Below are 26,339 nucleotides of genomic sequence, written 5' to 3'. Positions count from 1 at the left end.
TGAGAAATCCGGGCATCAGCCCGTAAAACCTGACGATTGTGACAGTCCCGAGAGTTCGCGACCATTTACACTTGAAGTGATACCATGCGCGCCAAAGACGACCAGATACCCCCAGGTCGGACACGCCTTAGATGACTAAGTCACTTGGCGCAAGTATTTATCCAGGCCGTTTGCTGCCGACATTCAACGATATTGAAGGCACTGCCAAAACGTCTCTAGCTTGCTACTTGCACGGCTTTCTACCGCGATATTTCAATGGCTTCATTTTTCTATGCTCTCAAGCCTAAATCGATCCAAGTTCTGGCCCCCCGGAGCCGCCCTTCTGCGCGGACTCACCACTGTCTTGTGCCTCACCTCGATCGCCGCCAACCTGGTCCTGTATATTTACACGCTGCCAATGCCGCTTGCCGTTATCCTGCTGCACCTTGCTGCCATGCTGAGCATCGGTTGGCACCTTCACCAATGGGCACGTTCAATTGCCATGCGCCCTGCCGAACTCGCTGACCGTCTGCTCAAAGTTCAGGAGAGTGAGCGCCAGCGCATAAGCCGAGAGCTGCATGATGATATCGGCCAGCTGCTGACCGCCGCCAAGCTTCAGGCCGACTTGCTGCAGCGCCTCGCACCCGGCGCGCTGCAGGAGCACTGCAGCACCTTGCGCAGCACACTGGATGACACTTTGGATAACATGCGCGACGTCTGCGCCACCCTCAATCCTCGCCAGTTGTCCAGCCTTGGGCTGGAGGCCAGTTTACGCGCCCACCTGGTGCGCACCCTGGAAAACACCAGCCTGCATTGGAGCCTTGAATGCCGCCAGCGTCTTGGCGGAATTCCCGAAGAGATGGCCATTGCCGCCTTCCGTATCACCCAGGAAGCCGTCACCAATATTCTTCGCCATGCTGACGCTCGCAACTTGATCATTTGCATCGAACGCCAGCCGGCGGGCCTTGCGCTGTCGATCCGTGACGACGGGCACGGCTTTCTGCCAGCCAGCAACCCCGCAGATGAAGGGCAGCGCGGCATGGCCGGCATGTACGAACGCGCGGCGCTTCTTGACGGCACGCTGACTGTCAGCAGCCAGCCCGGTAAAGGTACCCGCATCGACGCCCTGTTCCCCTGGCCGCCCCGCACCCTCGAACGCGCCGACACAAGTAGTGCCCCATGACCTGTAAGTTGTTGCTGATAGATGACCACTCGCTGATCCGTGCAGGCGTTCGCGCCTTGGTGTCTTATCTCCCTGGTTATACGGTGGTGGGCGAAGGCAATGATGGCAACCAGGTGGCTGAGTTGGTACTGCACCTGGACCCAGACATCATCCTGCTGGATATTTCCATGCGCACCACCAATGGCCTCGATGCCTTGACCCAACTGCGCGCCAATGGCTGCCGCAGCAAGGTCCTGATTCTGTCGATGCACACAGACCCCGAACTGATCATGCAGGCCCTGGAAAGCGGCGCCCACGGCTATCTACTCAAAGACACCACCGCCACCGAACTCGAACAAGCCCTGGCAGCGCTGCGTAACAATGAGCGCTACTTGAGCCCGGCGATTGCCCATACGGTGATCAATCGGGCCTTGTCACGCACGCACAAACCCAAGCCGCAGATGTCGGAAAATCACAACCTCACGGCCCGTCAATTGGAAATTTTGCGCTTGATTGTGCGCGGCAAATCAACTCGGGAAATTGCCCACGGGCTGGGCTTGAGTATTAAGACCGTGGAAACCCATCGATCCCAGATCATGAAACGCTTGCATATCTATGATGTAGCCGGCCTGGTGCTGTTTGCAGTGCGCGAGCGAATCATCAGCCTTGATGACTGAGTAATGGCGAGTCAGGCGGCAAGTGCACCCGCAACGCGCCTGCCAGCACTTCAAAACGCAAGCTGTCTCCCTGGAGCGGCTCGCCATCGAGATTGATATCCAAGCCTTGCGAACTCTTTATTTCAACCCACGGCAAGCGCGCGCGCACGAACAGGTTATCCAATCCCAGCCCATCGCTGAGCAGACTGCGCAAAGTACCTACCATTTCCTGCGGCGCGGGCAAAATACTGACATCCAGCAGCCCGTCGTCGACCTGTGCCTGCGGACACAACACGTGCCCACCACCGGCTTGACGACCGTTGCCGATGCCCAGCGCCAACAACTCGCCTTGCCACTGAAATTGCGGCCCGTGCAGCTCCACGGTAGCCGCACTGAGCTCACTGAAGCGCGACAAGCCGGTAAACAGGTACGCTGCCGCGCCCAGCACCTTTTTCAGGTCTTCGGAGGTATTGGCGGTCACCTGGCTGCCAAAGCCGCCGGTGGCCATGTTGAGAAATATCTGCTGTCCCACCTGGCCCAGATCGATGGCCCGCGCCGGGGCATCCAACAGCGCCAGGGCCTGCTCGGGCTCCAGCGGGATTCCCGCTGCACGGGCAAAGTCATTGGCCGTCCCCAATGGCAGCAGCACAAGGCTTGCCTGCCCCTGGGATCGTGCCATGGCTTCGGCGACATCGCGCAGCGTGCCATCGCCACCGCCGGCAACTACATGACTGTAACCCGCTGCCAGCGCCTCCTTGACGCAGCGGGCGGCATCACCGGCCTCCCATGTCAAACGCACATCCAGTGGCCAGCCACGTTCACGCGTAGCACCGACGGCGGCACGCACCTGTTCGTTCAAAGCCTGTTTGCCATGCAAAATCAACAACGCTTTTTTCTGCGCCATTTCGCCTAATCCCCACGAAAGAAAACCCACTATCTGGACCTTATAGCCAACCTGTTTACTGCAATTTCATCGCGCTTTTTCCGAGATATTTGCCGAGCATTCACACAAATATCATTGAAACAGCGCGCGCCTGGGTGCATCATTCGACAAATATTTGGCCTTCACGGAAGATGCCGATACTAAAAGTCATTTTATTGACAATTTAAGTGAGCGCCTGCCAGGTCCGGATTCCCTTTAATGCACTGTAGTCTCAGTGCTCTGACACAAGGCTGTGAAATGAGCGTTCTAATCCCTTGCATCATCGCCGGCGGCGCCGGCACTCGACTTTGGCCTGTTTCCCGCGAAACCATGCCCAAGCCCTTTATGCGCTTGCCCGACGGCCAGAGCCTGCTGCAAAAAACTTTCGCTCGCGCCAGCGCCCTGCCGGACGTCGAACGGGTTTTGACAGTGACCAATCGGGAAGTCTATTTCCGCACCCAGGATGAATACCGCCAACTGAACCATAGCGGCATCGCACTCGACTTTATCCTCGAGCCGTTCGGCCGTAACACCGCCCCTGCAATTGCCGCCGCAGCCCTGCATTGCGCCGAGTTGTACGGTGAAAGCGCGCAGTTGCTGATACTGCCGGCTGACCACTTGATCAGTGATCTCCCAGCGTTTGAACGCGCTGTCGCCGAAGCTCGCACCCTGGCTCGCGAAGGCTGGCTGACCACATTCGGCCTGGTGCCGGGTCACGCCGAAACCGGTTTTGGCTACATCGAAAAAGGCCAGGCCTTGAATGGTCAGGGCTACAAAGTCGAATGTTTTGTCGAGAAACCTGATGTGGTCACAGCCCAAGGCTATCTGGATGGCGGCCAACACCTGTGGAATGCCGGCATGTTCTGCATGCGTGTGGACGCGATTCTGGCCGAGCTTGACCGCCATGTTCCCGATCTGCTCGCCAGCGTCCATCACTGCTTGCAACAAAGCCCGCGCAAACAGGGCAAAGACGAATTGCAGTTGGAACTTGACCCGCAGACCTTCGAAAAAGTACCGGACATTTCCATCGACTATGCAGTCATGGAAACTTCAAGTCAGGTCGCCGTGCTGCCTGCCGACCTTGGTTGGAGCGACATCGGTTGCTGGGAGGCGGTACGCGGGCTCAAGGAAGCCGACCACAACGGCAACCACTGCAACGGCGAGACCGTGCTGCATGACGTAACCAACTGCTACATCGATTCGCCACGCCGACTGGTCGGCGCCGTTGGCCTCGACAATCTGATTGTGATCGATACTCCTGATGCCCTGCTGATCGCCGATGCTTCACGCAGCCAGGAAGTCAAAGTGATCGCCCAGCAGCTCAAGCACCAAGGTCATGATGCTTATCGCCTGCATCGCACAGTGAACCGCCCATGGGGCATGTATACCGTGCTGGAAGAAGGCCCGCGCTTCAAGATCAAGCGCATCGTGGTGCGCCCGCAAGAGTCGCTGTCACTGCAGATGCACCACCATCGCAGCGAACACTGGATCGTGGTCAGCGGCATGGCTTGCGTGACCAACGGTGAGGACGAGTTCCTGCTCGACACCAATGAGTCGACCTTCATCAAACCGGGTCGCGTACACCGCCTGACCAACCCGGGCGTGATCGACCTGGTCATGATCGAAGTACAAAGTGGCGAATATATGGGCGAAGACGACATCGTGCGCTTTACTGATATCTATGGACGCGCCCCGGAGTCTGCCAACAACTGACACCCAAGGCGCGTCCATTCCTATCTGCATGCCGTCACCCGCCTGGGTATAGAGGAAAGGGGTCATGCGCGTACTTTGGACACTGCCTTATCTGCCCTGGCCTACCACCAGCGGTGGCAAAACCCGGCAATACCACCTGCTGCGCAGTCTCGCGCAGCGGGGCCACCAGATCACCTTACTGGTGCAGTCCAAGATCCCGCCCAGCGAGGCAGCCCGCCAAGCGCTCGAGCCCCTGCTCGAACGCCTGATCGTGTTGCCCAGGCGGCCATTGCACAGCCCACTGAACCTGTTGGCAGCGGTCTACGCCGGCTATCCCGTGCGCGCCAGTGTCAATGGCCTGGCGCCGCACCTTCGGCATCGTTTCGAGCAACTGCTGGAGGAACACTGGGATGTGATCCACATTGAGCACAGCTACAGCTTCCAGCCATTTGAAAAAGCACTGCAAGCCCGCCAACTGCCCTTTCTCCTCAGTGAACACACCATTGAATCGGTATCAGGCGCAGCCTGTCATGACCGCCTGCCGTTATGGTTGCGGCCATTCAACGCCTTCGACCGCTGGCGCTACCGGCGCTGGGAAAGTCGTGTACTGAGCCAGGCGCATGAGGTTGTAGCAGTCAGCCCCAGGGATGTCGACCATATCAGTCGACTGACCGGCTACCCCGCCTCGCTGGTGATCAATGGCGTCGACTGCGCGCATTACCAGGATATCTCCCCGTCACAGCACAGCCAGCGACTCTTGTTTGTCGGAAACTTTGAATACAACGCCAGCCTCGAAGCCGTCGAATGGGCGCTTGAAGACATCCTCCCTCAAGTGTGGCAAAGCAACCCCGCCGTGCGTCTGGCCGTGGTAGGACATGCCCTGCCCGACAGCTGGAAGTCGCGCTGGAATGACCCGCGCATCGAGTGGATTGGCTACCTGCCTGACTTACGCGAACTGCAACGCCATTCGGCGATTTTCTTCGCCCCCCTGCGCTATGGCGGTGGCTCGAAAATCAAGGTGCTCGAGGCGATGGCCGCAGGGCTGCCAGTGGTCACCACCGCCAAAGGGGTATCCGGACTGCAAGTGACGCAGGGCGAACACTATCTGGGCAGCGACGACAGTGATCAGTTGGCCTTGATCATTACCCAGCTGCTCAATCAGCCTTGGCGCATGCGTCAACTGTCTGAAGCTGCCCGCCAGTTCGTCAATGACCGTCACGATTGGAGCATTGCCGCCGCCCAGCTGGAAAACGTGCATACCCGCCTGAGTCAGCGGGCACCGGTGTTATCTCAACCCAGCACACTCAGCCGAGCAACTCACTCAGGGGAATGAACTGAACGGTGTCGCCTTTGGCAGGTGCAGTGCCTTCGCGAACCTCGACAAGGCCCTCGGCCCAGGCTGCGCTGCGCAAAACACCAGAACTCTGGTTCTTGTAGATCAGCGCTTGGCCCTGATCCAGTCGCGCGCGCAGGTATTCGCGACGCGAGCCAGCCTTGGGCCAGTCGAAACCTGCGGGCACCGCGAACTGCAACGGCATCACCTCCTGCACGCCCTGGCGGCGCAACAGGTAGGGTCGGGTCAGCAGGCCAAAAGTCACCAGTGTCGAGGCCGGATTGCCAGGCAATCCAATGACCGGTACACCTTTGTAGTGACCAAAGGTCAGCGGCTTTCCGGGCTTGATCGCCAACTTCCACAGCGCCAGCTCGCCAGCCTCGCGCAAGGCCAGGCCCAGGTAATCCGCCTCGCCTACCGAGACCCCGCCGGTAGAAAGAATCAAATCGACTTCGCTCAACCCGCTTAGACAGTCGCGGGTCTTTTGCAGGTCATCGGCAAGAATGCCTGCATCGCTCACTTCGCAACCCAGGCGCTGCAGCCAACTGACCAGCAGGCGCCGGTTGCTGTTGTAGATCTGCCCTGGCCCAAGCGGCAAGCCCGGCTCGACCAACTCATCGCCGGTGGACAGCACGGCGACCTTGATCTTGCGCACCACACGCAGGGTGGCGTAGCCAAGCGTTGCGGCCAACCCAAGCTCAATCGGCCCCAGGCGCGTACCCGCCGCCAGCACCGACTCTCCGGCACGGGTTTCCTGCCCTTGCGGGCGAATATTCTGACCCACGCGCAGCGGCGCGGTGAATTGCACCCGCTGATCCTCCAGGACCTCGGCATTTTCCTGCATCTCGACGCAGTCGGCTCCAGGCGGAACCGGCGCGCCGGTAAATATCCGGGCGCAGGTTCCCGGCAGCAACGGCTCAGGGGCGTGACCTGCGAAGATTCGCTGACTGACAGGCAAAGGCTCGCCCTGCCAGTCGGCGTGCCGCAACGCGTAACCGTCCATGGCACTGTTTGGCCAAGGCGGCAGATCCAGGGTCGCAACCAGTTCGCGGGCTAGCACCCGCCCCTCGGCCTGCGCCAGCGCAAGCTGTTCGGTTTCGACGATCGGGGCGGCTTCAGCCAGTGCCAGCAAGCGTGCCAAAGCATCTTCGACCGGCATCAATGGCTTGTTCACAGGCACCTCAACCACGACTGACGCAGGGTTCGGCCTGCTTGAGATGAGGTACGAAATTGCAGGGACGATGGCGAGCATCGAGCTGCTCGGCAAGGATGCCATCCCAGCCCGTGCGCACGGCATTGGTCGAACCCGGCAAGCAACAGACCAGCGTACCGTTGGCCAGCCCGGCCAAGGCGCGGGACTGAACGGTAGATGTGCCGATGTCTGCCATGGAGATATGCCGGAACAGCTCACCAAAGCCATCGACTTGCTTGTCCAGCAGGCAGGCAACGGCTTCCGGCGTGCTGTCGCGGCCGGTGAAACCGGTGCCGCCGGTGATCAGCACCACCTGCACCTGCTCATCGGCGATCCAGGTCGCGACCTGCGCACGAATCTTGTACAAGTCGTCTTTAAGCAGTACACGCGCCGCCAGGCCATGGCCGGCTTCGGTCAGGCGATCAACAAACACCTGGCCAGAGGTGTCGGTTTCCAGGGTACGGGTGTCACTGACCGTTAACACTGCAATATTCAGCGGCACGAAAGGTACATCAGCCTTGGCTTTCATGGGGCCTTGATCCATTGATAGAGAGTATGGCGTTGTTATATCACAGCCCTGCCCGGCTCGCGCCCGCCCTCGACTCTCGATTGCCGTGAATCAAAAGCCGTGCGCACTGACTATGCTGCAATGAGCAAGGAACTTGCGTCGGCACCATGCGTCTCAAGAACATTACGCACCATCCTTTACTGGAGAAACACAATGATTCAACGGACCCTTCCTGCATTTCTGCTCGCCCTCGGCCTAGGCACTCTGGCGGGTTGCGCTTCGCCAACCGTCATCACCCTGAACGACGGTCGCGAGATCCAGGCAGTCGACACGCCGCAATATGACGATGATTCGGGCTTCTACGAATTCGAACAACTTGATGGCAAGCGTACGCGCATCAACAAAGATCAGGTTCGTACCGTAAAAGATCTTTGAAGCCCTAGCGCGCTGCAACGAGCCCGCCTTGTGCGGGCTTTTTTGTGTCCCGATTGCAACAATCTACCCTGGCCAGCATTGCACCCAACTGCCGCGCCCAGCAGAATGCGCGCCTTTCGAACTTAGAGGTTGAAACACATGCGTAAGACTCTTGCCGCCCTGACTCTTGGCCTGCTGTGCGCTCAAGGCGCCATGGCTGGTGATGGCCAGACTGCCGTAGGTGGCGGCCTGGGCGGTGTACTGGGCAACGTGGTTGGCCAGCAACTGGGTGGCAGCACCGGCGCCGCAATCGGTGCCGGTGTCGGTGGCGCCGCAGGCAGCGCCATGGGCGCAAAAAATGGCAACAAGACCAAGGCGGCCATCGGTGGCGGCCTGGGTTCTGCCGGCGGCTCGCTGGTAGGCGGCAAGCTGGGCGGCAGCACCGGTTCGGCAATCGGCGCCGGCCTCGGTGGCGCGGCTGGTGGCGCCCTGGGCAACAACCTGGCCAATGACCATCGCAAAAAGCGTCATTGATCGTAGGCTGAAACACACCCAGCGCCGAAACGAAACAGCCCCCTGAATAGGGGGCTGTTTTTTTCTACCGAGACAAACCTTACAGCGCAGGCTCTGCCTGAACGGCAGCCGTTTCTTCAGGCAGCACCGGAACGAACAGCAACTGCAAGCGCGAGCTGCTCCATTCACGGGTTTTGTTAGTCAGCTCAAGATTGTTGTTGAGCTTCTGGCCATAGGTCGGAACGATTTCCTTCAGTTTGGCCTGCCACTCAGGGGTGTTGATACGATCCTTGAAGGTCTTCTCCAACACGCTGAGCATGATCGGTGCAGCAGTCGAGGCGCCAGGCGATGCGCCGAGCAACGCTGCGATAGTGCCATCCTGGGAGGCAACCACTTCGGTACCGAATTGCAGGATGCCGCCGTGCACAGGGTCTTTCTTGATGACCTGAACGCGCTGGCCAGCTTGCAGCAACTTCCAGTCGTCGTTCTTGGCGTTCGGGAAGTACTCGCGCAGTGCTTCCATACGGTCATCGAAGCTGAGCATCAATTGACCCATCAGGTAAGTGCTCAGGTCAATGTTGTCGATACCGGCGTGGGTCATCGGCATGATGTTGTGCGTAGTCAAGGCAGCGAACATGTCCAGCAACGAACCGTTCTTGAGGAACTTGGTCGAGAAGGTTGCGAACGGGCCGAACAGCAACACTTCCTTACCGTCGATAACACGCGTGTCCAGATGTGGAACGGACATCGGCGGTGCACCTACCGAAGCCTTGCCATACAGTTTGGCTTTGTGACGGGCAACGATAGCCTGGTTGTCGGTCATCAAGAACTGACCACCTACCGGGAAGCCTGCATAACCGTCAGCTTCCGCAATACCAGACTTCTGCAGCAACTTCAGGGCGCCACCACCGGCACCGATAAAGACGAACTTGGCTTTGACGCTACGCTCTACACCCTTGTTGGCCAGGTCAGCGACGACCACGGTCCAGGTGTTGTCCGCGTTGCGGACGATGTCACGTACTTCATGCTGCACGTGCAGCTTGACGTTGTCGTGCTTGGTCAGCGAAGCGATCAATTGACGGGTAATTTCGCCAAAGTTGACGTCGGTGCCGATCGGCATGCGGGTTGCGGCAATCTTTTGGTCGGCAGCACGGCCTTCCATCACGATCGGTACCCACTTCTGGATCTGGGCGTGGTCCTCGGAATACTCCATGCCACGGAACAACGAGCTGTGCTGCAGGGCTTCATGACGCTTCTTGAGGAACTCGACGTTCTTGTCGCCCCAGACAAAGCTCATGTGCGGCACATTGTTGATGAACGACTTGGGGTTGCTCAATACGTTCTGCTCGACCTGGTAGGCCCAGAACTGCTTGGAGATCTCGAACTGCTCGTTGACCCCGACCGCCTTGCTGATGTCGATTTTGCCGTCAGCGCCTTCACTGGTGTAATTCAGCTCGCAGAACGCGGAGTGACCGGTACCTGCGTTGTTCCAGGCGTTGGAGCTTTCTTCGGCAACCTTGTCCAGACGCTCATAGATGTCGATCGACCAGGTGGGCTCCAGCTCATTGAGGTAGGTACCCAGGCTTGCGCTCATGATGCCGCCGCCGATCAGCAGGACATCGACGGTTTTTTCTGGCTCGCTGGGTTTGGAGCAACCAATGACGCTCAGGCATAGGAGCGCCAGCAGGATTTTTTTCATAATTCAATCCAATGAAGGTGGAGTAATTGGCAATGACCGTTGATTCCGTTGCGCACGCCCACATTCTTGTTATCGCTCGCACATACCAAAGCTTAGCGAGGCCTGGCGCTCTGGCGAGCGGCCTGGACACGCGGCAATGTGTTGTCGGCTGGGATTTTTCGATGGATCGGAACCGGTCGTCACTCGGACGAACTGACATTGAAGCTTGCTGCCGCCTTTAAGCACAAATCAGGCCAACTCATGCAAGACCAACGGCTAATAGCTAGGACGAGTCGTCGCACCCCATCTTTAACGGTTTTTTTGGCGACAATCCGCCACATTACCGAGCCCTGAAGCGGCTATGTGGCGGATTTCCCCCGACAATCAGGCACTCAAACGGGCGGTGACCTCGCCGAGCTGACCTGACAGGCCGTGCAGACGCTGCCCGGCCTTCTCGGTGTGCTGTACCGCCTGCTGATTGGCAGTGGCGATGCGGGTAATCTCCACAAGGTTGCGAGAGATGTCTTCTGCCACACTGGTCTGCTCTTCCGCGGCGGTGGCAATCTGCCGATTCATGTCGCGAATGGCCTCCACCGCCTGGGTAATACGCTGCAGCATCTGCCCGGCGCGCTGAACTTGCTCAGCACCTTCTTCACTGCGCTGCTGCCCGCTCTCGATAGCCTTGACCGCCTCCAGGGCGCCGTTCTGCACCGCGCCGATAATCTGGTTGATCTCGGCGATCGACGCCGCAGTACGCTGAGCCAGACTACGTACCTCATCAGCGACCACGGCAAAACCACGCCCGGCTTCCCCCGCACGCGCCGCCTCGATGGCGGCATTGAGTGCCAGCAGATTGGTTTGCTCGGCAATCGCGCGAATCACCTCCAATACCTTGCCGATCCGGGCGCTGTCAGTTTCCAGGTGGCGAATCACCGCCGCTGTACCGGCGATTTCCTGGTTAACTGCGGCAATCGTGTCGATGGTGGCCTGCATCACCTGCTCGCCCGCCTGGGCGCTGTGATCGGCATCATCAGCGGCGCGCGCCGCTTGTGCGGCGTGACGGGCAACTTCCTGGGCAGTGGCAGACATTTCATGCATGGCCGTGGCGACCTGATCGGTACGCTGGAACTGATCGTCAGTCCCTAGCGCCATGCTCCCGGCAATGGAGCGCAAGTCGCCACTGGCCGCTTCCAGCTCGCCGGCGTTGTTTTGCAGGCGAGCGATGGTCTCGGCGAGAAAATCACGCAAGGTGTTCGCGGCCACCGCCAGGCGACCCAGCTCATCCTGGCGATCACTGGCTACCCGTGCCTCGAAACGCCCCTGACTCAGTTGCGCGACATACTCGATCAGCGCCCGGATCGGTTCGATCAGGCTGCGATTGATCAGCCACAGGCTGCACATCCCTACCACCAGCGCCGAGCCGAACATCACCAGCAGCCCCAGCCATACAGTACGTTGGGCAGACGCATTGATGGCCTGGGCACGAACCTGTGCATCGCTGCGCAACTGGCTGACCAGCTCGCTCATCTGCTCACTGGTCGCTCGATCCACACCTTTGACCGCCTGATCCCCGACCGCAGGGTCGGCACCTGCGGCCAAAAACGCCTGGCGCCCCTGCGCGTAGGCCTGACCCAGCTGTCGATGGCTTTGCTTGAGTTGCTCGGCACGCGCTTTGAGCGTGGCGTCGCTACTGCTGATCAACTGATCGAGAATGCCCTGCACCTGCTGCTCGCGGGCCAGAAACTGCTGCCAGTACTTGTCCAGTTCTGCCGGCTGCTTGCCGCGCAGTAACACGTTTTTCCACTCTTGAACCTGCACCTTGAACTGCAGGTTGGCCTCATCGATCAATTGCGAGGCCTGCAACGGCCCCTCAATCAGTTGGCCGTAGCCACGCACACTGGAGGACAGCAATTGAAAGCAGACCAGAGCGATCATCAGTATCGCCAACAGGCTGCCAGCAAGTAATGCGAGGATTTGCACTCGCAGGGATTTACGCAACATCGGAAGGGTTCCGGAACAAGGAAATAGGAAGCGACGCATCGCTGCATCAACCAGATAAAGACGTCCGTGTCCTCGTTCACTGGCAGCTGCTGCAGGCAAAAAAAAGCTGCCATCATTCGATAGCAGCCAAGTTCGAGCGTTACGCAACAGCTGTGAGCGATAGTCTCAGGGGATTGCTACAAAAATGTGACAGCCTGCGGAACGCTGTCACAAATCCGTAACGGTGTTGAATTGCAACGCCGCCAGTCGCGCATACAACGGGCTTTCGGCGATCAACTGGCGATGCGTGCCGATCGCCACCAGACGCCCCTGATCAATTACAGCGATACGATCGGCATGCTGTACCGTGGCTAGCCGGTGGGCGATAACCAGCGTGGTGCGCCCACGCATCAGCGTCGGCAGTGCTTGCTGAATAAGGTGCTCGCTTTGGGCATCCAAGGCACTGGTGGCCTCATCGAGCAGCAAGATCGGTGCATCTACCAACAAGGCTCGAGCAATGGCCAGGCGCTGACGTTGGCCGCCTGACAATCCCAGGCCCGCGTCTCCCAGGTGAGTCTGGTAACCCTGGGGCAGTTGCAGAATGAATTCATGGGCGTGAGCGCTTCGGGCCGCCGCCTCGACCTGCTCGGCACTGGCATCGGCACGCCCGTACCGGATATTCTCCTCGACCGTGCCGAAGAACAATGCCGGGTTTTGTGCAACCAGGGCAAAATGCCGACGCAGGTCCAAGGGATCAAGCCGGTTCAACGCCTGCCCATCCAGTAGTATTTGCCCTTGCTGCGGGTCGTAGAAACGCAGCAACAAGTCGAACAACGTCGACTTGCCAGCCCCCGAAGGCCCAACCAGCGCCAGCGTCTCTCCTGGTTCGACAATCAGGCTCAAGCCATCGATAGCAGCAGGTGTGGGTCGTGATGGATAGGCAAAGCGCACTTCACGCAACTCAAGCCGGCCAGTGACCCGCAACGCGCTGCGCTCCAGGCCTTCGGCCGGCACGCCGATTTCATTTCGGGCGGCCAACAACTCGGCAATTCGTTCAGCCGCACCCGCGGCACGCTGCAACTCACCGATCACTTCGCTGAGCGTACCGAAGGCGCCGCCAACGATCAGGCTGTAGAACACGAATGCCGCCAACTCGCCCCCGGAAATTCGCCCGGCAATGACATCCATGCCGCCGACCCAGAGCATTACGCCTACGGCCCCCAGCACCAGCACAATTACCAGCGTGATCAGCCAGGCCCGCTGCATGATGCGCTTGCGCGCGATGGTGAAGGCGGCTTCCACGGTCTGGCCGAAGCGCTGCTGATCGCTCGCCTGATGGTTATAGGCCTGCACGGTCTTGATCTGCCCGAGGGTTTCGGCAACGTAGCTACCAACATCAGCTACTCGATCCTGGCTCTGGCGCGACAGGCTGCGCACCCGTCGTCCGAAGATCAAAATCGGTGCCAGCACCAGCGGCAAGGCAACCACTACGATGCTGGTCAATTTGGGGTTGGTTACGAACAACAGGACAATGCCACCCAAGACCATCAAGGCGTTGCGCAGAAACAAGGAAAGTGACGAGCCGATCACTGACTGCAGCAAAGTCGTGTCAGCGGTAAGGCGCGACTGAATCTCGGAACTGCGATTGCTTTCGAAAAAACCCGGATGCAGATAGATCAGGTGATCAAATACTTGCTGACGAATATCAGCCACACACCGCTCACCGATCCACGACACCAGATAGAAGCGACTGAACGTCCCGATCGCCAATGCCAGCACCAGCAACAGAAAGAAACCGATGGATTGGTTGAGCAACTGCGGTGAGCGGGTCATGAAGCCCTGATCGACCAGCAAGCGTATACCCTGGCCCATCGACAACGTGATGCCTGCTGTCACGATCAAGGCGAGCAACGCCAGCAGCACCTGTTTGCGATAAGGGCGAATGAAACGCCAACCCAATTGCAGCGCCTGACGCTGACGGGGTGAGAAGCGGTTGAGCATGGAGAGACCAACGATCAATTGTTTCCGCCAGCCTACACCTGACCGCTCGTCCCACGCCAAGGAACTCGCAGGAATAAACAGTCGTCATTTAATAAACCAGTCTCGGCACCCTCGTAGATGTCGCCGCTTACGTGGCTAGATCGTTTCGTTCTAAGACGCCACTGGAGGTTTGCCCAACTTTCTGTTGGACTGGAGGAGTCGTAGCGTGAAAACCGACGCAGCTGTCATAGTTCGGTCACTGCGCGACTCTAGTCTGAGCTGGCAACCTGATGAGGAGACAAAAATGAGCTTGCAACACAGCACCAACCAGCCCAAAAGCGCTCCAAACCCGCAAGCGCCGGTGGGCGGTTCGATCATCGGCCCAGATGGCAAAGAGATCATCATCACCGAAGAGATGGTCCAGCAGGCGTGCGAAAAGCTGGAACAAAGCCGCAAGGCACCCGCCAAGAACGACTGAATCACCGAATTGTTCAACCCGGCCCAAGCGCCGGGTTTTTATTGCCCGGACTCAGGCCAGCACCGCACCCAGGGCTCGAACCATTTGCGCCAAATGGGGGGCTTCGCCATGCAGGCGCACCACCAAGCCTTCGATTTCACGGCGCGGCGGGTAGTGTTTGCGCAAGGCATCGAATGCGCTTTTTTGCTCAAGCGCATCACTGCTCAAGCTGCGGCGAAAATCAGCGTCGTCACGGCGCGGGTCATACACCGCACGGCACAGGGTTGCCAGCGCCCAGGCAGGATCGGTGGTGGCCTGCAGGCCGACTTCTGCCAGCCAGGGCTGGGGCAGCAAGTCAGCCAGTTGCACTGAAGCCGGCTCGCCCCGCGAGCCACAAAAAGCCTGATAGATCTGTGCAGTGCCGCGCTGTTTGCCGTCCAGGCTGTAACCGGCGATGTGCGGCGTGGCCAGTACACAAAGGTCAGCCAACTCCAGATCGACTTGCGGTTCACCCTCCCAGACGTCCAGCACCGCCAGCACATCTTCACGCTGCAGCAAGAGCTCACGCAGCGCCGAATTGTCGATGACCGGCCCACGGCTGGCGTTGATCAGCCAAGCTCCCGGACGCAACGCCTGGAGTTGCTGATCGCCCAGCAAATGCCAAGTCGCGTCTTCGCCATCGCGGGTCAGCGGCGTATGCAAACTGATCACATCGCACCGCGCCAGAATGGTTTCCAGGCTGACGTAGGCACCACCCTCGCGGGCCTGGCGTGGCGGGTCGCAAACCAGCACCTGCCAACCCAAGCCACGTAGCACTTCAACCAGGCGCCCTCCTACCTCTCCGGCACCGACAACGCCATAGGTACGCCCAGCCAGATCGGCCCCATCGAGTTCGGCCAACGTCAACAGGCTACCCAACACATAATCGACTACACCTCGGGCATTGCAGCCCGGTGCACTGGACCACTGAATGCCAGCCTGAGCGAAGTAGTCCAGCGCCAGGTGGTCGGTACCAATGGTGCAGGTGCCGACGAAGCGAACCTTGCTGCCTTCAAGCAGAGCCTGGTCGACGCGAGTCACCGAGCGCACCAGCAGGACATCGGCATCTTTTACACAGGCAGCATCGATTGCACGTCCCGGATAACGGCGAATTTCGCCAAATCCTGCAAAAAAGGCATCGAGCAGCGGAATATTCTCGTCGGCAACAATCAGCATGGCGCTCTCCTATCGGGGTGCGCAGTGTAGGCCCTTGCAGGGGCGCTAATCCAGTTAACCACAGATCCCGCGAATGGATTTCCTGACCAGGGTGTCAACGGGTACACTGGTCGGCTTTGCATCCTATTTTGCAGGACACCTGCCTTGTGACGCCCATGATCAGCGACGCTCTTTCCTCTCCCTCATCCCGCGCTGCCCGAGTGCGCTTGGAGCTGCGCAGCCTATTGCTGCTGGCAACGCCGATTATCATTGCGCAACTGGCCACCACGGCCATGGGCTTCGTCGATGCGGTGATGGCCGGTCGGGTGAGCGCGCGCGATCTTGCAGCCGTCGCGTTGGGCAACTCGATCTGGATTCCGGTGTTCCTGCTCATGACCGGCATTCTGCTTGCTACCACGCCTAAAGTAGCCCAGCGCTTTGGTGCCGGGCAGCATGCTGAAATCGGTCCACTGGTCCGCCAGGCACTGTGGTTGGCAGTCGCCGTCGGCTTGATTGCCAGTGCCTTGCTGGTTTGCGCCGAGCCGGTCCTGCAAGTGATGAAGGTCGATCCGCAACTGATCGAACCGAGCCTGGGCTACCTGCAAGGCATCGCCTTTGGTTTTCCCGGTATCGCCCTCTATTACGTGCTGCGTTGCTACAGCGATGGCCTCGGCCATACACGCCCAAGCATGGTCATTGGCTGCCTCGGCTTGTTGCTGAACATTCCGCTCAACTATGTGCTGATCTATGGCCACCTCGGCCTGCCGGCCATGGGCGGCGTTGGCTGTGGCTGGGCCAGCGGTATCGTCATGTGGTTCATGGCCCTGGCCATGGCTGCCTGGACCCGCTGGGCCCCGGCCTACGAAAAAAGTCGGGTGCTGGTCAACTTCGAGCGCCCGCAATGGCCAGTCATCAAGCGCCTGATGGGCGTCGGACTACCAATCGGCATCGCGGTTTTCGCCGAGTCGAGTATCTTCGCGGTAATTGCCCTACTGATCGGCAGCCTCGGCCCGACGGTGGTGGCTGGCCATCAGATCGCCCTGAACATAAGCTCCCTGCTGTTTATGATCCCGTACTCACTGGGCATGGCCGTGACTGTACGGGTGGGCCAGGCATTAGGCGCCGGGGCGCCGCAGCAGGCACGCTTTGCCGCCCTGGTGGGCCTGGCTGCGGCACTGGTCTTCGCCTGTTTCTCGGCCAGCCTGATCTTGCTGATGCGTGAGCCGATCGCTTCGATTTACACCCCTGACACGACGGTCATCCAAATTGCCGCCATGCTTATCGTGTATGCCGCGCTGTATCAGTTTTCCGATGCCATCCAGGTGATTGCAGCGGGCGCCTTGCGCGGTTATCAAGACACGCGAGTGACCATGATCCTTACCCTGTTCGCCTACTGGGGCATCGGCTTGCCTGTGGGCTACGTATTGGGCCTTACCGACTACGTTGGCCCAGCCAGCGGCCCCAACGGCTTGTGGGAAGGCCTGATCGCCGGATTGACTTGCGCTGCGCTGATGCTGTCCATTCGTTTGGCACGCAGCAGCAGCAAACACATTCGTCGAGCGCAACGCACTTAGTCGAGTTTCTTGCGAATCCAGTACAGGTAGGTGCCTGCATCTTCCTGTTGCTGGACCAGTTCATGGCCAAGGAACACGCAGAACTTGGGGATATCGCGACGAGTCGACGGATCGGTGGCGATTACCTTGAGCAAGCCGCCTGCGGCCAGGTCACGAACGTGCTGGTGCAACATCATTACCGGCTCAGGGCAGTTGAGGCCGGTGGCGTCGAGAACCGCGTCCGGGGTGAAATCAGTCATATACAACTCCAGAAACTGTTAACGGTGAGGTTCAGCGTGGTTTCAAATCCAGCCGACGCAAGTGGCAGGTTACCTCTTCGCGGTCGTGGTACAGCTGCTTGCAGCCGATTGAAACCTTGACCTTGCGCGCCTTGAAGCCTTCCTCGATGCGGTCGAGCAAGCGCCGCACTTCGGCGTAACGCTGCTTCATCGGCAACTTGAGATTGACTACCGCTTCGCGGCACAGACCTTCGCCCAGCCAGGTCTCCAGCAACGCAGCACTGCGCGCTGGTTTTTCGACGATATCGCATACCATCCAGTCCACAATCTGCTTGGGCTTGTAGGTAAAACCGTCGGCCATCAGGTGCTGCACCAGCCCGGTATCCATCAGGCTCTCCGCCATCGGTCCGTTATCGATGGCGGTAACCAGCATGCCACGCTTGACCAATTGGTAGGTCCAGCCACCGGGTGCCGCGCCCAGGTCTACGCCCGTCATGTCATCGGACAGTCGCGCCTCCCACTGGTCCCGAGGTATGAAATGATGCCAAGCCTCTTCCAGCTTGAGGGTCGAGCGGCTGGGAGCTTCACGAGGGAATTTCAGACGTGGGATACCCATTGGCCACATGGCTGAATTGTCTGCAGCGGCAATGCCTACAAACACCCGTCGACCACTGACAAAGGTCAGCAACAAACGTGGCTTGCTGGCGTCTTCGACCAAGCGTCCGGCTTTGGTCAAGGCCTTGCGCAGGGGCACTTCGAACTTGCGGCAGAACGTTGAAAGCTCTTTGCCGTCGTTGGTGTCCATTACCTCTAGCCAAAGGCTGCCGCACTGCGGGTACTCGGCCAGAAAGTCGAGCAGCACACTGATGCGGTCGGTTTCCGGCAGCTCGATGAAACTGCCGTGCGCCCACTGACGAGGAAAAATCAGTTGGGCAAAACGCAGCTCGCGCATCAGGCGCTCAGCCCCTTCAACGTCGTTGCAGATGAACTCGGCACACGCAGTTTGCGGCTTGGCCTTGGCGTAGCCGGGAACATTCAGCCGGGCGGCATGTTCGGCGATTTCCGAACACACTTCACTTTCGAAGCCGGGCCGGCAGTGCATAAACAGGGTATTCATTCTCACTCCAGGACGGTTGGCAGCCAATCACTCCAACCCTGACCGGGCGCAATGAACTGCGCCGGCAAATGCACGAATGATAAAGGAAGTTCGGAACCTGCGACATGCCCCGCCGGTCCAGAACTTGGTCAGGGGTGACAAACAGGTCTAACCTGACCGTTCAGCCAGGTCCGTGCCGTGCGGACCGTCATAGAGGCGGTGAACCGGCGACAGCAGGGAAGATTGCCGTTCACCGGCGCAGAAGGAGTTGGTAATGCCCTCGCTAGATAGCCTGAAAACGCTAAAGTCTTTAACGGTCGCTGACCGTACTTACGCTTACTACAGTCTCACCGAAGCTACAAAGAGCCTCGGTGACCTGCAGCGCTTGCCAATGTCATTGAAAGTGCTGCTGGAAAACCTGCTGCGCTGGGAAGATGGCAAAACCGTCACCCCGGCCGACCTCCGCGCCCTCGCCGACTGGCTCAAGGAGCGCCGTTCCGACCGTGAGATCCAGTACCGCCCGGCACGGGTGCTGATGCAAGACTTCACCGGTGTGCCGGCAGTGGTCGACCTGGCAGCCATGCGTGCGGCCATGGCCAAGGCCGGCGGCGATCCGCAACGAATCAACCCGCTGTCGCCGGTAGACCTGGTGATCGACCATTCGGTCATGGTAGACCGCTACGCCAGCCAGGAAGCCTTCGCCGAAAACGTCGATATCGAAATGCAGCGTAATGGCGAGCGCTACGCCTTTCTGCGTTGGGGTCAAAATGCCTTCGACAACTTCAGCGTGGTGCCACCGGGCACCGGTATCTGCCACCAGGTCAACCTGGAATACCTCGGGCGTACCGTCTGGACCCGTGAAGAAGACGGCCGCACCTATGCCTTTCCCGACACTCTGGTTGGCACCGACTCACACACCACCATGATCAACGGCCTGGGGGTGCTGGGCTGGGGCGTGGGCGGTATCGAGGCCGAGGCGGCCATGCTCGGTCAACCGGTGTCGATGCTGATTCCCGAGGTCATCGGCTTCAAGCTCACCGGCAAACTGCGCGAAGGCATTACGGCTACCGACCTGGTGCTGACCGTTACCCAAATGCTGCGCAAAAAAGGTGTGGTCGGTAAGTTTGTCGAGTTCTACGGCGATGGCCTGGCCGACTTGCCCCTGGCCGACCGCGCAACGATCGCCAACATGGCCCCCGAATACGGCGCCACCTGCGGCTTCTTCCCTGTCGACCAGGTGACACTGGACTACCTGCGCCTGTCCGGGCGGCCCAATGAAACGGTGCAACTGGTTGAGGCCTACTGCAAGGAACAAGGCCTGTGGCGCTTGCCAGGCCAAGAGCCGGCATTCACCGACACCCTGGCCCTGGACATGCATGAAGTCGAAGCCAGCCTCGCCGGCCCCAAGCGCCCTCAGGACCGGGTTGCCCTGTCGCAGGTCAGTCAGGCCTTTGACGGTTTCCTCGGCTTGCAGCTACGTGCGTCGAACAAAGAAGTCGGGCGACTGGAGAGTGAAGGCGGCGGTGGCGTAGCAGTCGGCAATGCCGACCAGGCTGGCGAAGTCAGCTATGAACATGGCGGCCAGCATCATTTGCTACGCGACGGCGCAGTGGTAATCGCCGCGATTACCTCCTGCACCAACACCTCCAACCCCAGCGTAATGATGGCCGCAGGCCTGGTGGCGAAAAAGGCGGTCGAAAAGGGCCTGCAACGCAAACCCTGGGTCAAGAGCTCGCTGGCTCCTGGCTCCAAAGTGGTGACGGACTACTACAAGGCAGCCGGCCTCACACGCTACCTGGATGAACTGGGCTTTGACCTGGTAGGTTACGGTTGCACCACGTGCATCGGGAACTCCGGCCCGCTGGACGAAGTCATCGAGAAGGCCATTACCAGCGCCGACCTCACCGTCGCCTCGGTGTTGTCGGGCAACCGCAACTTTGAGGGCCGGGTGCATCCGCTGGTGAAAACCAACTGGTTGGCCTCTCCACCACTGGTGGTGGCCTATGCCCTGGCTGGAACCGTGCGCCTGGACTTGAGCACCGAAGCGCTGGGCACCGGCAGCAACGGCCAGCCGGTGTACCTGCGCGACATCTGGCCAAGCCAACAGGAAATTGCCGAAGCCGTTGCCAAAGTCGATACCGCCATGTTTCACAAGGAGTACGCCGAAGTGTTCGCCGGCGACGCCCAGTGGCAAGCGATTGAAGTACCGCAAGCCGCAACGTATGTCTGGCAGGACGACTCAACTTACATCCAGCATCCACCATTCTTCGATGAAATCACCGGGCCTCTGCCGGTTATCGAGGACATCAGTGGCGCGCGGGTTCTGGCCCTGCTCGGCGACTCGGTCACCACCGACCACATTTCCCCTGCCGGCAATATCAAGGTCGACAGCCCGGCGGGTCGCTACCTGCGCGACAAAGGCGTCGAGCCCCGGGATTTCAACTCCTACGGCTCGCGACGCGGCAACCACGAGGTGATGATGCGTGGCACCTTCGCCAATATCCGGATCCGCAACGAGATGCTGGGCGGCGAAGAAGGCGGCAACACACTGTATGTGCCGACTGGCGAAAAAATGGCGATCTACGATGCCGCCATGCGCTACCAGGCAGACGGCACCGCGCTGGTGGTTATCGCCGGCCAGGAATATGGCACTGGCTCCAGTCGCGACTGGGCAGCCAAGGGTACCAACCTGCTGGGCATCAAGGCAGTACTGGCAGAAAGCTTCGAGCGAATCCACCGCTCGAATCTGGTGGGCATGGGCGTGCTGCCCTTACAGTTCCTCACCGGACAGACGCGCAAGAGCCTTGGCCTCGATGGCAGTGAACGCATCGATATCCTTGGCCTGAGCAATGCGCGGATCCAGCCCCATATGCACCTGGATGTGAAGATCACGCGTCAAGATGGTACTCAGGAGCAGATCAAGATGCTGTGCCGCATCGATACCCTCAACGAGGTGGAGTACTTCAAGGCAGGCGGCATCCTGCATTACGTGCTGCGGCAATTGATCGCATCCTGAAGCACCGGCCCGGCCCTTTGTGGCCGGGTCTTTTTTTGGTTACACACTGCAGATCGACAGCTTGTTGCAGGAGCGATACAACAAACAGGCGTGCCTTGATCGACACCAGAGGAGTCGAAGGCTTCACTTTTCGCCGCACAATGGAATCTACATGCCTGCCTCCCAATGGATCGGACTGGCCCTGCTGGGCCTTGGTTACGCCTACTCTCTCATTCATGGCAACCTGGGTTTACTCGCCCTGCCCACGCTGATCGCGTTGTTGTGCAATGGCTTGCTGGTCAACCGCGCGGCGCGCTGGCAACAAATAATCGGTCATGCCCTGTTCGTGCTGCTGGCACTGGGCCTGGCGTTGCACTGGCTGCCTGGATTCCAGGGCAGCAAGGTCATCGACAAAGCAGTCTGGAGCGAAGGTGCGGTGCCCTTCTCCATGTACCTGAATCTGGACAAGCCGCTTATTGGCTTTTGGTTGCTGCTAGCCTGCCCGTGGTTACTGGCAATGGGCGGCAAGCGCCTGCTGCCAAGCCTAGCCGCTACCCTACCGGCGGTAGTTGCCGCCTGCCTGGGCGGCGCCTGGTTGCTGGGGATTATTACGTGGGCACCGAAATGGCCAGAACAAGCCTGGCTGTGGATGCTCAACAATCTGCTGCTGGTCAGCCTGACCGAAGAACTGCTGTTTCGCGTTTACATCCAGGGCGGCTTGCAACGTTTGCTCAAGAACCCGTGCTTGGCACTATTTCTTGCGGCAGGCCTGTTTGCACTGGCTCATCTTGGTGCCGGCTGGCAGTGGGTGGTGCTGGCGTTCGTGGCGGGCATTGGTTATGGCCTGGCGTATCGATATGGAGGCCTGTTCGCTGCAACACTCTGCCATTTCGGCCTCAACCTCGCGCACTTCTCCGGTTTTACCTACCCAATGCTGGCAGCGTCGTGAACCAATAGTCACTTACTGACGCTTGTAAAAATACATTCAACAAACGCCCCACGTTGCCGATAACCTTCGAAAGCCTTGCGGATTGAACAGCTTATGCGTAACAACCAGCCGATAACTCAGCGCGAACGGACTTTCCCTGCTCAACAACGCTTGATCTCGACCACCAATGCCAAGGGTGTTATCACCTACTGCAACGATGCCTTCGTCGAAATCAGTGGTTTTTCCCGTGAGGAATTGATCCGCGCGCCCCATAACCTGGTGCGCCATCCAGACGTCCCGCCCGCGGTGTTCGCCCACATGTGGAACACGCTCAAGCAAGGTCTGCCATGGATGGGCATCGTCAAGAACCGCTGCAAGAATGGCGACCATTACTGGGTCAACGCCTACGTCACCCCGGTGCTCGAGAACAACCAGGTGGTCGGCTACGAGTCGGTGCGTATCAAGCCGACGGCCGAGCAGATTCGTCGCGCCGAAGCGCTTTATCAGCGTATCAATCTAGGTCGCGCGGCGATTCCACGTCGCGACCGCTGGTTGCCGGTAGTACAAGACTGGCTGCCCTTCATTCTGGTCAGCCAGGTCGGTTTCCTGATCGGCAACTGGCTCGGTCACTCTTGGGGCTTCGCCTTGGCGGCAGCACTGTCGGTGCCCTTGGGCCTGCTGGGGCTAAGCTGGCAGCAGCGCGGGCTCAAACGCCTGCTACGCCTGGCTGAGCAAGCCACATCCGACCCGCTGATCGCGCAGATGTACACTGACAGCCGTGGTGTCCAGGCGCGCCTGGAAATGGCCATGCTCAGCCAGGATGCGCGGATGAAGACTTGCCTGACGCGTCTGCAAGATACCGCAGAGCATCTCAACGAGCAGGCTCGGCAGTCCGATACCCTGGCCCACAACAGCTCCTCGGGGCTGGAGCGCCAGCGAGTGGAAACCGAACAAGTCGCCGCTGCGGTCAACCAGATGGCGGCCACCACTCAGGAAGTGGCCAATCATGTGCAGCGCACTGCCGATGCCACCCAGGAGGCCAACCGCCTGACCAGCCGTGGCCGCGATATCGCGGGTGAAACGCGCGACGCGATCCAGCGCCTGTCTTCGGCTGTTGGTGAAACCGGCCTGACCGTGACCCAATTGGCGCGCGACAGCGACGAAATTGGCGGTGTGGTCGATGTAATCAAAGGTATCGCCGACCAGACCAACCTGCTGGCCCTCAACGCTGCTATCGAAGCGGCGCGTGCAGGCGAGATGGGGCGTGGATTTGCCGTCGTGGCCGACGAAGTTCGTCAACTGGCACAACGCACCAGCGAATCGACCGGTCAGATTCACGGACTGATTGCCAAGTTGCAACAAACCGCCAGCAATGCCGTACAAACCATGGAAGCGGGTCATCGCCAAGCCGAGGAAGGTGTCGCCCGGGTGATGGAAGCGGACCAGGCGCTGGTGGGCATCAGCGAAGCGGTGGCCAACATCACGGACATGACTACGCAGATCGCTGCTGCCACCGAAGAGCAGACTGCCGTAGCCGACGAGATCAGCCGCAATATCAGCACAATCGCCGAACTGGCAGATCAAACCTCCGAGCAGGCCCAGCACTCGGCGCTGCTCAGCGAAGAATTGAACCAGACGGCGACTACTCAATACTCGCTGGTCGAGCGCTTCAACCGCTGAAAAAACGGCGCACCCGCATAGGGGTGCGCCGTTTCCCTTGCTACCAGTCGAGCGTCAGCCGACTTTCGAAATAACGTTCTTCGCCACTTAGCGGATCGTTGAATCGCAGACTTCGCGCCAGCAGCTTCAGCGGTTTGCTGTAGTCATCCTGCTCCTGCAGCACCTGCGGGTAAAAGGGGTCGTTGCAAATACTCGCCCCAAGGGCAGTCATGTGCACGCGCAACTGGTGGGTCTTGCCGGTAATCGGCGACAGCCCATAACGCCAGAGTTCGCCATTCTTCTCCAGCACCTGAGCCAGGGTTTCGCTGTTGCTCTGCCCCTCGACTTCCTGCATGCGAAAGAATGGTTCGCCACTCACCATTCGGCTCTTGTGCAGCAGTGGAAACTGCAGGTGCGCCAGTGCTGGAGCAATAGCCTGGTACTGTTTGTCGATCTGCCGATTGGGAAACAGCGATTGATAAGCAGAGCGGCTTTGCGGGTTCGCAGAAAACAGCACCAGGCCCGCGGTGTGCCGATCAATACGGTGCAGAGGCACCAGGTTGGGGTTGTCGAGGCGACGAATCAGCCGACGCAACAAGGTGTGTTCGACATACTCGCCAGTCGGTGTGACCGGTAGAAAGTGCGGCTTGTCTGCCACCACGAGATGCTCGTCGACATGCAGGATCTGCTCCTCGAACGGAATCACCTTCTCGTTGGGCACTTCGCGAAAGTAGTGGATACGCAGGCCTGGCTTGTAGGCCAACGTGGCACTGATGGGCTGGCCATGGGCATCGAGCACTCGCCCACGGGCGATACGATCCAACCACTGTTCGCGGCCGATGGCCTTGAAGTGTTCGCTAAGGCAGTCAAGCACAGTAACCCAATTGCCAGGCGGCAAGCAGACCGTACTCGCTTGATGCTGGGCCGGATCGAAAGGGGCAATGGCCATGGGAACGCTCTAGACAGATTGACCGCGCATTATCCCGCAAGCCTGGCGCCTCAGCCAGTCTGGGTTGCAGCGGCCTCGGTGAACTCCTTGAGCCAACGCAGAACATCGACCGCTTCCCAGCGACCTGGGTCATAAAGTGCATACAGCAAACCCTGATAACCGACCACGTCAAGAGCGCGATGGTAGCCGGCACGCTGGAACAACGCTTCGATCTCAGCAAAACAGGTATTGAAGTGCAGTTTGTTGAAGGGCGTCTTGCCCTCAAGCACCAGACCGTCGAGGCGCAACTCGAGCACCGCTTCGCTAACCCTGTCGATAGGCATGCGGTTAACGGTGTATTTCAGTTGTTCGACATTGACCATGGTTGGATCCTCAGGGCAAACGCCACCCCTATACTGTATTTATATACAGCATATTCAGAGTTATCGGACACGTCAATCAGACCCGACTCAGACCAGCCCCGGAAGGTAGCCAGACCCCTTACGTATCGTTAACAATTGCCGCCTTTGCAGGCCTTCGGCAAGACCAAGGTGCACCCACTGATCGAATTCAATAATCAGTTGATCGAACATCAATGGACTGTCTGCCACACGCCGCGCCAAGGTTGCAGGGCTCATGCCTGGCACGTTGATGTCTGCGGCAAGCCCCTGCATATGAGCACTTTGGGGGGCCCCGCCGATAATGCGATTCAACTCGGTGCTGCGGTAACCGCTGCTGACCAGCACTGGTTTTTTCACCAGCAGGCGTACCTGTTCGAGAAACGCGCACAATCGGCGAAGGTTGTTGAGGGTTTCGGCGCTGGGTGAATTGTCGATACTCAAGCGCACAGCGCTTTGCGATGCCGTCATTTCGGCCAGGGTGAAATGCTCGCTGAGGTTCATGATCCGCTCCTTGGTACACATAACAGCGTTCAAGGATTGTCCACCGACCCACGCAGCGGCGCACGAAAGGAAATACCCCCGCAGGGCTAGCGCTTCAGCGCAGAAACGCCACCACTTGATCGGCATCGAACGGCCAGTTCAACTCGGCACCGGTGTCACAGCGACGTAGCACCGGGATTTTCAGGCCGTATTGCTCGACCCAGAATTCATTCTCGGCGATATCAACCAGCTCGACCAACAGGCCATGCTCGACGAAAGGCATCAACAAGGCTTCTGCCACTTCACACAGGTGACAACCCAGGGTGCCGAACAGTTGGCATTCAGGAAGCATGGACAGGTACCGGCAGATGGTTGAAAGGACCACTATTCTAGGACTGCA

Annotated in this window: 24 protein-coding genes and 1 pseudogene; 11 read left to right on the top strand and 14 right to left on the bottom strand. The window is 59.3% G+C overall.

Going from position 1 to position 26,339, the window contains the following annotated elements:
• The first annotated feature begins 271 nt into the window (after nucleotides 1–271).
• The gene (locus H8F21_RS09605; RefSeq protein WP_203584269.1) at nucleotides 272–1,162 is read left to right on the top strand and encodes a sensor histidine kinase; all 891 of its coding nucleotides are present in this window, start codon (nucleotides 272–274) and stop codon (nucleotides 1,160–1,162) included.
• Nucleotides 1,159–1,818, top strand: coding sequence for a response regulator (locus H8F21_RS09600; RefSeq protein ID WP_136475299.1), 660 nt, complete (start codon nucleotides 1,159–1,161; stop codon nucleotides 1,816–1,818). Before H8F21_RS09605 ends, H8F21_RS09600 begins: the two co-directional genes overlap by 4 nt.
• Here the strand turns inward: H8F21_RS09600 and yegS are convergent.
• Nucleotides 1,802–2,701 carry a lipid kinase YegS gene (gene yegS, locus H8F21_RS09595; protein ID WP_203476752.1) on the bottom strand — a complete coding sequence of 300 codons (900 nt, stop codon included), beginning with the start codon at nucleotides 2,699–2,701 and terminating at the stop codon, nucleotides 1,802–1,804. The two genes, H8F21_RS09600 and yegS, sit on opposite strands and share 17 nt — an antisense overlap.
• A gap of 276 nt (nucleotides 2,702–2,977) precedes the next feature.
• Here yegS and H8F21_RS09590 point away from each other — a divergent pair, with 276 nt between their 5' ends.
• Together H8F21_RS09590 and H8F21_RS09585 are read left to right on the top strand one after the other, a co-directional pair.
• The gene (locus tag H8F21_RS09590; protein WP_203476753.1) at nucleotides 2,978–4,432 is read left to right on the top strand and encodes a mannose-1-phosphate guanylyltransferase/mannose-6-phosphate isomerase; all 1,455 of its coding nucleotides are present in this window, start codon (nucleotides 2,978–2,980) and stop codon (nucleotides 4,430–4,432) included.
• Between the two features lie 64 nt (nucleotides 4,433–4,496).
• Nucleotides 4,497–5,744, top strand: coding sequence for a glycosyltransferase family 4 protein (locus H8F21_RS09585; protein WP_203476754.1), 1,248 nt, complete (start codon nucleotides 4,497–4,499; stop codon nucleotides 5,742–5,744).
• Here H8F21_RS09585 and H8F21_RS09580 read toward each other — a convergent pair.
• Nucleotides 5,716–6,903, bottom strand: coding sequence for a molybdopterin molybdotransferase MoeA (locus tag H8F21_RS09580; protein ID WP_236042962.1), 1,188 nt, complete (start codon nucleotides 6,901–6,903; stop codon nucleotides 5,716–5,718). The two genes, H8F21_RS09585 and H8F21_RS09580, sit on opposite strands and share 29 nt — an antisense overlap.
• 22 nt (nucleotides 6,904–6,925) lie before the next feature.
• On the bottom strand, nucleotides 6,926–7,465 hold the full coding sequence (gene moaB / locus H8F21_RS09575) for a molybdenum cofactor biosynthesis protein B (RefSeq protein ID WP_203476756.1): 540 nt from the start codon (nucleotides 7,463–7,465) through the stop codon (nucleotides 6,926–6,928).
• A gap of 192 nt (nucleotides 7,466–7,657) precedes the next feature.
• Here moaB and H8F21_RS09570 point away from each other — a divergent pair, with 192 nt between their 5' ends.
• Together H8F21_RS09570 and H8F21_RS09565 are read left to right on the top strand one after the other, a co-directional pair.
• Nucleotides 7,658–7,879, top strand: a complete 222-nt coding sequence (locus H8F21_RS09570) for a YgdI/YgdR family lipoprotein (protein WP_203476757.1) — start codon at nucleotides 7,658–7,660, stop codon at nucleotides 7,877–7,879.
• A gap of 138 nt (nucleotides 7,880–8,017) precedes the next feature.
• On the top strand, nucleotides 8,018–8,392 hold the full coding sequence (locus H8F21_RS09565; RefSeq protein WP_203476758.1) for a glycine zipper domain-containing protein: 375 nt from the start codon (nucleotides 8,018–8,020) through the stop codon (nucleotides 8,390–8,392).
• Between the two features lie 79 nt (nucleotides 8,393–8,471).
• Here the strand turns inward: H8F21_RS09565 and mqo are convergent, their stop codons facing one another.
• From mqo to H8F21_RS09550, 4 genes and pseudogenes are all read right to left on the bottom strand, one after another.
• Nucleotides 8,472–10,070 carry a malate dehydrogenase (quinone) gene (mqo, locus tag H8F21_RS09560; RefSeq protein WP_203476761.1) on the bottom strand — a complete coding sequence of 533 codons (1,599 nt, stop codon included), beginning with the start codon at nucleotides 10,068–10,070 and terminating at the stop codon, nucleotides 8,472–8,474.
• Between the two features lie 363 nt (nucleotides 10,071–10,433).
• Nucleotides 10,434–11,138: a methyl-accepting chemotaxis protein gene (locus H8F21_RS29970; RefSeq protein WP_413243032.1), complete on the bottom strand. Its 705-nt coding sequence runs from the start codon at nucleotides 11,136–11,138 to the stop codon at nucleotides 10,434–10,436.
• A gap of 228 nt (nucleotides 11,139–11,366) precedes the next feature.
• Nucleotides 11,367–11,450 (bottom strand): annotated as a pseudogene (locus tag H8F21_RS29965) (hypothetical protein); the annotation flags it as partial.
• A gap of 807 nt (nucleotides 11,451–12,257) precedes the next feature.
• Nucleotides 12,258–14,030 (bottom strand): ABC transporter transmembrane domain-containing protein, encoded by a 1,773-nt coding sequence (locus tag H8F21_RS09550; protein WP_203476944.1) that lies wholly within the window; start codon nucleotides 14,028–14,030, stop codon nucleotides 12,258–12,260.
• Nucleotides 14,031–14,313: 283 nt separating this feature from the next.
• Between H8F21_RS09550 and H8F21_RS09545 the strand changes: the two genes are divergently transcribed.
• Nucleotides 14,314–14,487: a PA1571 family protein gene (locus tag H8F21_RS09545; RefSeq protein ID WP_203476766.1), complete on the top strand. Its 174-nt coding sequence runs from the start codon at nucleotides 14,314–14,316 to the stop codon at nucleotides 14,485–14,487.
• A gap of 51 nt (nucleotides 14,488–14,538) precedes the next feature.
• Here H8F21_RS09545 and pdxB read toward each other — a convergent pair whose 3' ends face one another.
• A complete protein-coding gene (pdxB, locus tag H8F21_RS09540; protein WP_203476768.1) occupies nucleotides 14,539–15,681 on the bottom strand; it encodes a 4-phosphoerythronate dehydrogenase PdxB in 1,143 nt (380 codons plus the stop codon).
• A 155-nt stretch (nucleotides 15,682–15,836) separates the two neighbouring features.
• Here pdxB and H8F21_RS09535 point away from each other — a divergent pair, with 155 nt between their 5' ends.
• Nucleotides 15,837–17,234 carry an MATE family efflux transporter gene (locus H8F21_RS09535; RefSeq protein ID WP_203476770.1) on the top strand — a complete coding sequence of 466 codons (1,398 nt, stop codon included), beginning with the start codon at nucleotides 15,837–15,839 and terminating at the stop codon, nucleotides 17,232–17,234.
• On the opposite strand, the gene tusA is transcribed toward H8F21_RS09535, so the two are convergent.
• Complete coding sequence (gene tusA, locus H8F21_RS09530) at nucleotides 17,231–17,473, bottom strand: sulfurtransferase TusA (protein WP_133211128.1); 243 nt, start codon at nucleotides 17,471–17,473, stop codon at nucleotides 17,231–17,233. The two genes, H8F21_RS09535 and tusA, sit on opposite strands and share 4 nt — an antisense overlap.
• 31 nt (nucleotides 17,474–17,504) lie before the next feature.
• Nucleotides 17,505–18,569, bottom strand: a complete 1,065-nt coding sequence (rlmM, locus tag H8F21_RS09525) for a 23S rRNA (cytidine(2498)-2'-O)-methyltransferase RlmM (RefSeq protein ID WP_203476772.1) — start codon at nucleotides 18,567–18,569, stop codon at nucleotides 17,505–17,507.
• A 253-nt stretch (nucleotides 18,570–18,822) separates the two neighbouring features.
• Here rlmM and acnA point away from each other — a divergent pair, with 253 nt between their 5' ends.
• The 3 genes from acnA to H8F21_RS09510 all read left to right on the top strand — a co-directional run bounded on the left by acnA (nucleotide 18,823) and on the right by H8F21_RS09510 (nucleotide 24,151).
• The gene (acnA, locus tag H8F21_RS09520) at nucleotides 18,823–21,564 is read left to right on the top strand and encodes an aconitate hydratase AcnA (RefSeq protein WP_203584268.1); all 2,742 of its coding nucleotides are present in this window, start codon (nucleotides 18,823–18,825) and stop codon (nucleotides 21,562–21,564) included.
• A gap of 151 nt (nucleotides 21,565–21,715) precedes the next feature.
• On the top strand, nucleotides 21,716–22,492 hold the full coding sequence (locus H8F21_RS09515) for a CPBP family intramembrane glutamic endopeptidase (RefSeq protein WP_203584267.1): 777 nt from the start codon (nucleotides 21,716–21,718) through the stop codon (nucleotides 22,490–22,492).
• A gap of 93 nt (nucleotides 22,493–22,585) precedes the next feature.
• Complete coding sequence (locus H8F21_RS09510) at nucleotides 22,586–24,151, top strand: methyl-accepting chemotaxis protein (RefSeq protein WP_203476779.1); 1,566 nt, start codon at nucleotides 22,586–22,588, stop codon at nucleotides 24,149–24,151.
• Nucleotides 24,152–24,191: 40 nt separating this feature from the next.
• Here the strand turns inward: H8F21_RS09510 and H8F21_RS09505 are convergent, their stop codons facing one another.
• The 4 genes from H8F21_RS09505 to H8F21_RS09490 all read right to left on the bottom strand — a co-directional run bounded on the left by H8F21_RS09505 (nucleotide 24,192) and on the right by H8F21_RS09490 (nucleotide 26,291).
• Nucleotides 24,192–25,079 (bottom strand): pseudouridine synthase, encoded by an 888-nt coding sequence (locus H8F21_RS09505; RefSeq protein ID WP_203476781.1) that lies wholly within the window; start codon nucleotides 25,077–25,079, stop codon nucleotides 24,192–24,194.
• A 50-nt stretch (nucleotides 25,080–25,129) separates the two neighbouring features.
• Entirely contained in the window at nucleotides 25,130–25,441 is a 312-nt protein-coding gene (locus H8F21_RS09500; protein ID WP_136475282.1) for a transcriptional regulator, read from the bottom strand.
• 87 nt (nucleotides 25,442–25,528) lie between these two features.
• Nucleotides 25,529–25,960, bottom strand: a complete 432-nt coding sequence (locus H8F21_RS09495) for a D-Ala-D-Ala carboxypeptidase family metallohydrolase (protein ID WP_203476783.1) — start codon at nucleotides 25,958–25,960, stop codon at nucleotides 25,529–25,531.
• Nucleotides 25,961–26,054: 94 nt separating this feature from the next.
• Nucleotides 26,055–26,291 carry a glutaredoxin family protein gene (locus tag H8F21_RS09490; RefSeq protein ID WP_203476785.1) on the bottom strand — a complete coding sequence of 79 codons (237 nt, stop codon included), beginning with the start codon at nucleotides 26,289–26,291 and terminating at the stop codon, nucleotides 26,055–26,057.
• Between the last annotated feature and the right edge of the window lie 48 nt (nucleotides 26,292–26,339).

The sequence above is a fragment of the Pseudomonas arcuscaelestis genome (assembly GCF_016881005.1).
Taxonomy (GTDB): domain Bacteria; phylum Pseudomonadota; class Gammaproteobacteria; order Pseudomonadales; family Pseudomonadaceae; genus Aquipseudomonas; species Aquipseudomonas arcuscaelestis.
This window is presented reverse-complemented; position numbering and strand designations above follow the sequence as displayed.

Bases quoted from the DNA above. Each gene is read 5' to 3' on its own strand.
- H8F21_RS09580 (WP_236042962.1), bottom strand. From the start codon at position 6,903: ATGCCGGTCGAAGATGCTTTGGCACGCTTGCTGGCACTGGCTGAAGCC.
- pdxB (WP_203476768.1), bottom strand. From the start codon at position 15,681: ATGCTGATTGTTGCCGACGAGAATATTCCGCTGCTCGATGCCTTTTTT.
- H8F21_RS09490 (WP_203476785.1), bottom strand. From the start codon at position 26,291: ATGCTTCCTGAATGCCAACTGTTCGGCACCCTGGGTTGTCACCTGTGT.
- H8F21_RS09510 (WP_203476779.1), top strand. From the start codon at position 22,586: ATGCGTAACAACCAGCCGATAACTCAGCGCGAACGGACTTTCCCTGCT.
- H8F21_RS09600 (WP_136475299.1), top strand. From the start codon at position 1,159: ATGACCTGTAAGTTGTTGCTGATAGATGACCACTCGCTGATCCGTGCA.
- mqo (WP_203476761.1), bottom strand. From the start codon at position 10,070: ATGAAAAAAATCCTGCTGGCGCTCCTATGCCTGAGCGTCATTGGTTGC.
- H8F21_RS09505 (WP_203476781.1), bottom strand. From the start codon at position 25,079: ATGGCCATTGCCCCTTTCGATCCGGCCCAGCATCAAGCGAGTACGGTC.
- H8F21_RS09570 (WP_203476757.1), top strand. From the start codon at position 7,658: ATGATTCAACGGACCCTTCCTGCATTTCTGCTCGCCCTCGGCCTAGGC.
- H8F21_RS09500 (WP_136475282.1), bottom strand. From the start codon at position 25,441: ATGGTCAATGTCGAACAACTGAAATACACCGTTAACCGCATGCCTATC.
- H8F21_RS09565 (WP_203476758.1), top strand. From the start codon at position 8,018: ATGCGTAAGACTCTTGCCGCCCTGACTCTTGGCCTGCTGTGCGCTCAA.
- H8F21_RS09605 (WP_203584269.1), top strand. From the start codon at position 272: ATGCTCTCAAGCCTAAATCGATCCAAGTTCTGGCCCCCCGGAGCCGCC.
- rlmM (WP_203476772.1), bottom strand. From the start codon at position 18,569: ATGAATACCCTGTTTATGCACTGCCGGCCCGGCTTCGAAAGTGAAGTG.
- H8F21_RS09535 (WP_203476770.1), top strand. From the start codon at position 15,837: ATGATCAGCGACGCTCTTTCCTCTCCCTCATCCCGCGCTGCCCGAGTG.
- H8F21_RS09585 (WP_203476754.1), top strand. From the start codon at position 4,497: ATGCGCGTACTTTGGACACTGCCTTATCTGCCCTGGCCTACCACCAGC.
- acnA (WP_203584268.1), top strand. From the start codon at position 18,823: ATGCCCTCGCTAGATAGCCTGAAAACGCTAAAGTCTTTAACGGTCGCT.
- yegS (WP_203476752.1), bottom strand. From the start codon at position 2,701: ATGGCGCAGAAAAAAGCGTTGTTGATTTTGCATGGCAAACAGGCTTTG.
- H8F21_RS09495 (WP_203476783.1), bottom strand. From the start codon at position 25,960: ATGAACCTCAGCGAGCATTTCACCCTGGCCGAAATGACGGCATCGCAA.
- H8F21_RS09590 (WP_203476753.1), top strand. From the start codon at position 2,978: ATGAGCGTTCTAATCCCTTGCATCATCGCCGGCGGCGCCGGCACTCGA.
- H8F21_RS29970 (WP_413243032.1), bottom strand. From the start codon at position 11,138: ATGTCTGCCACTGCCCAGGAAGTTGCCCGTCACGCCGCACAAGCGGCG.
- tusA (WP_133211128.1), bottom strand. From the start codon at position 17,473: ATGACTGATTTCACCCCGGACGCGGTTCTCGACGCCACCGGCCTCAAC.
- moaB (WP_203476756.1), bottom strand. From the start codon at position 7,465: ATGAAAGCCAAGGCTGATGTACCTTTCGTGCCGCTGAATATTGCAGTG.
- H8F21_RS09545 (WP_203476766.1), top strand. From the start codon at position 14,314: ATGAGCTTGCAACACAGCACCAACCAGCCCAAAAGCGCTCCAAACCCG.
- H8F21_RS09550 (WP_203476944.1), bottom strand. From the start codon at position 14,030: ATGCTCAACCGCTTCTCACCCCGTCAGCGTCAGGCGCTGCAATTGGGT.
- H8F21_RS09515 (WP_203584267.1), top strand. From the start codon at position 21,716: ATGCCTGCCTCCCAATGGATCGGACTGGCCCTGCTGGGCCTTGGTTAC.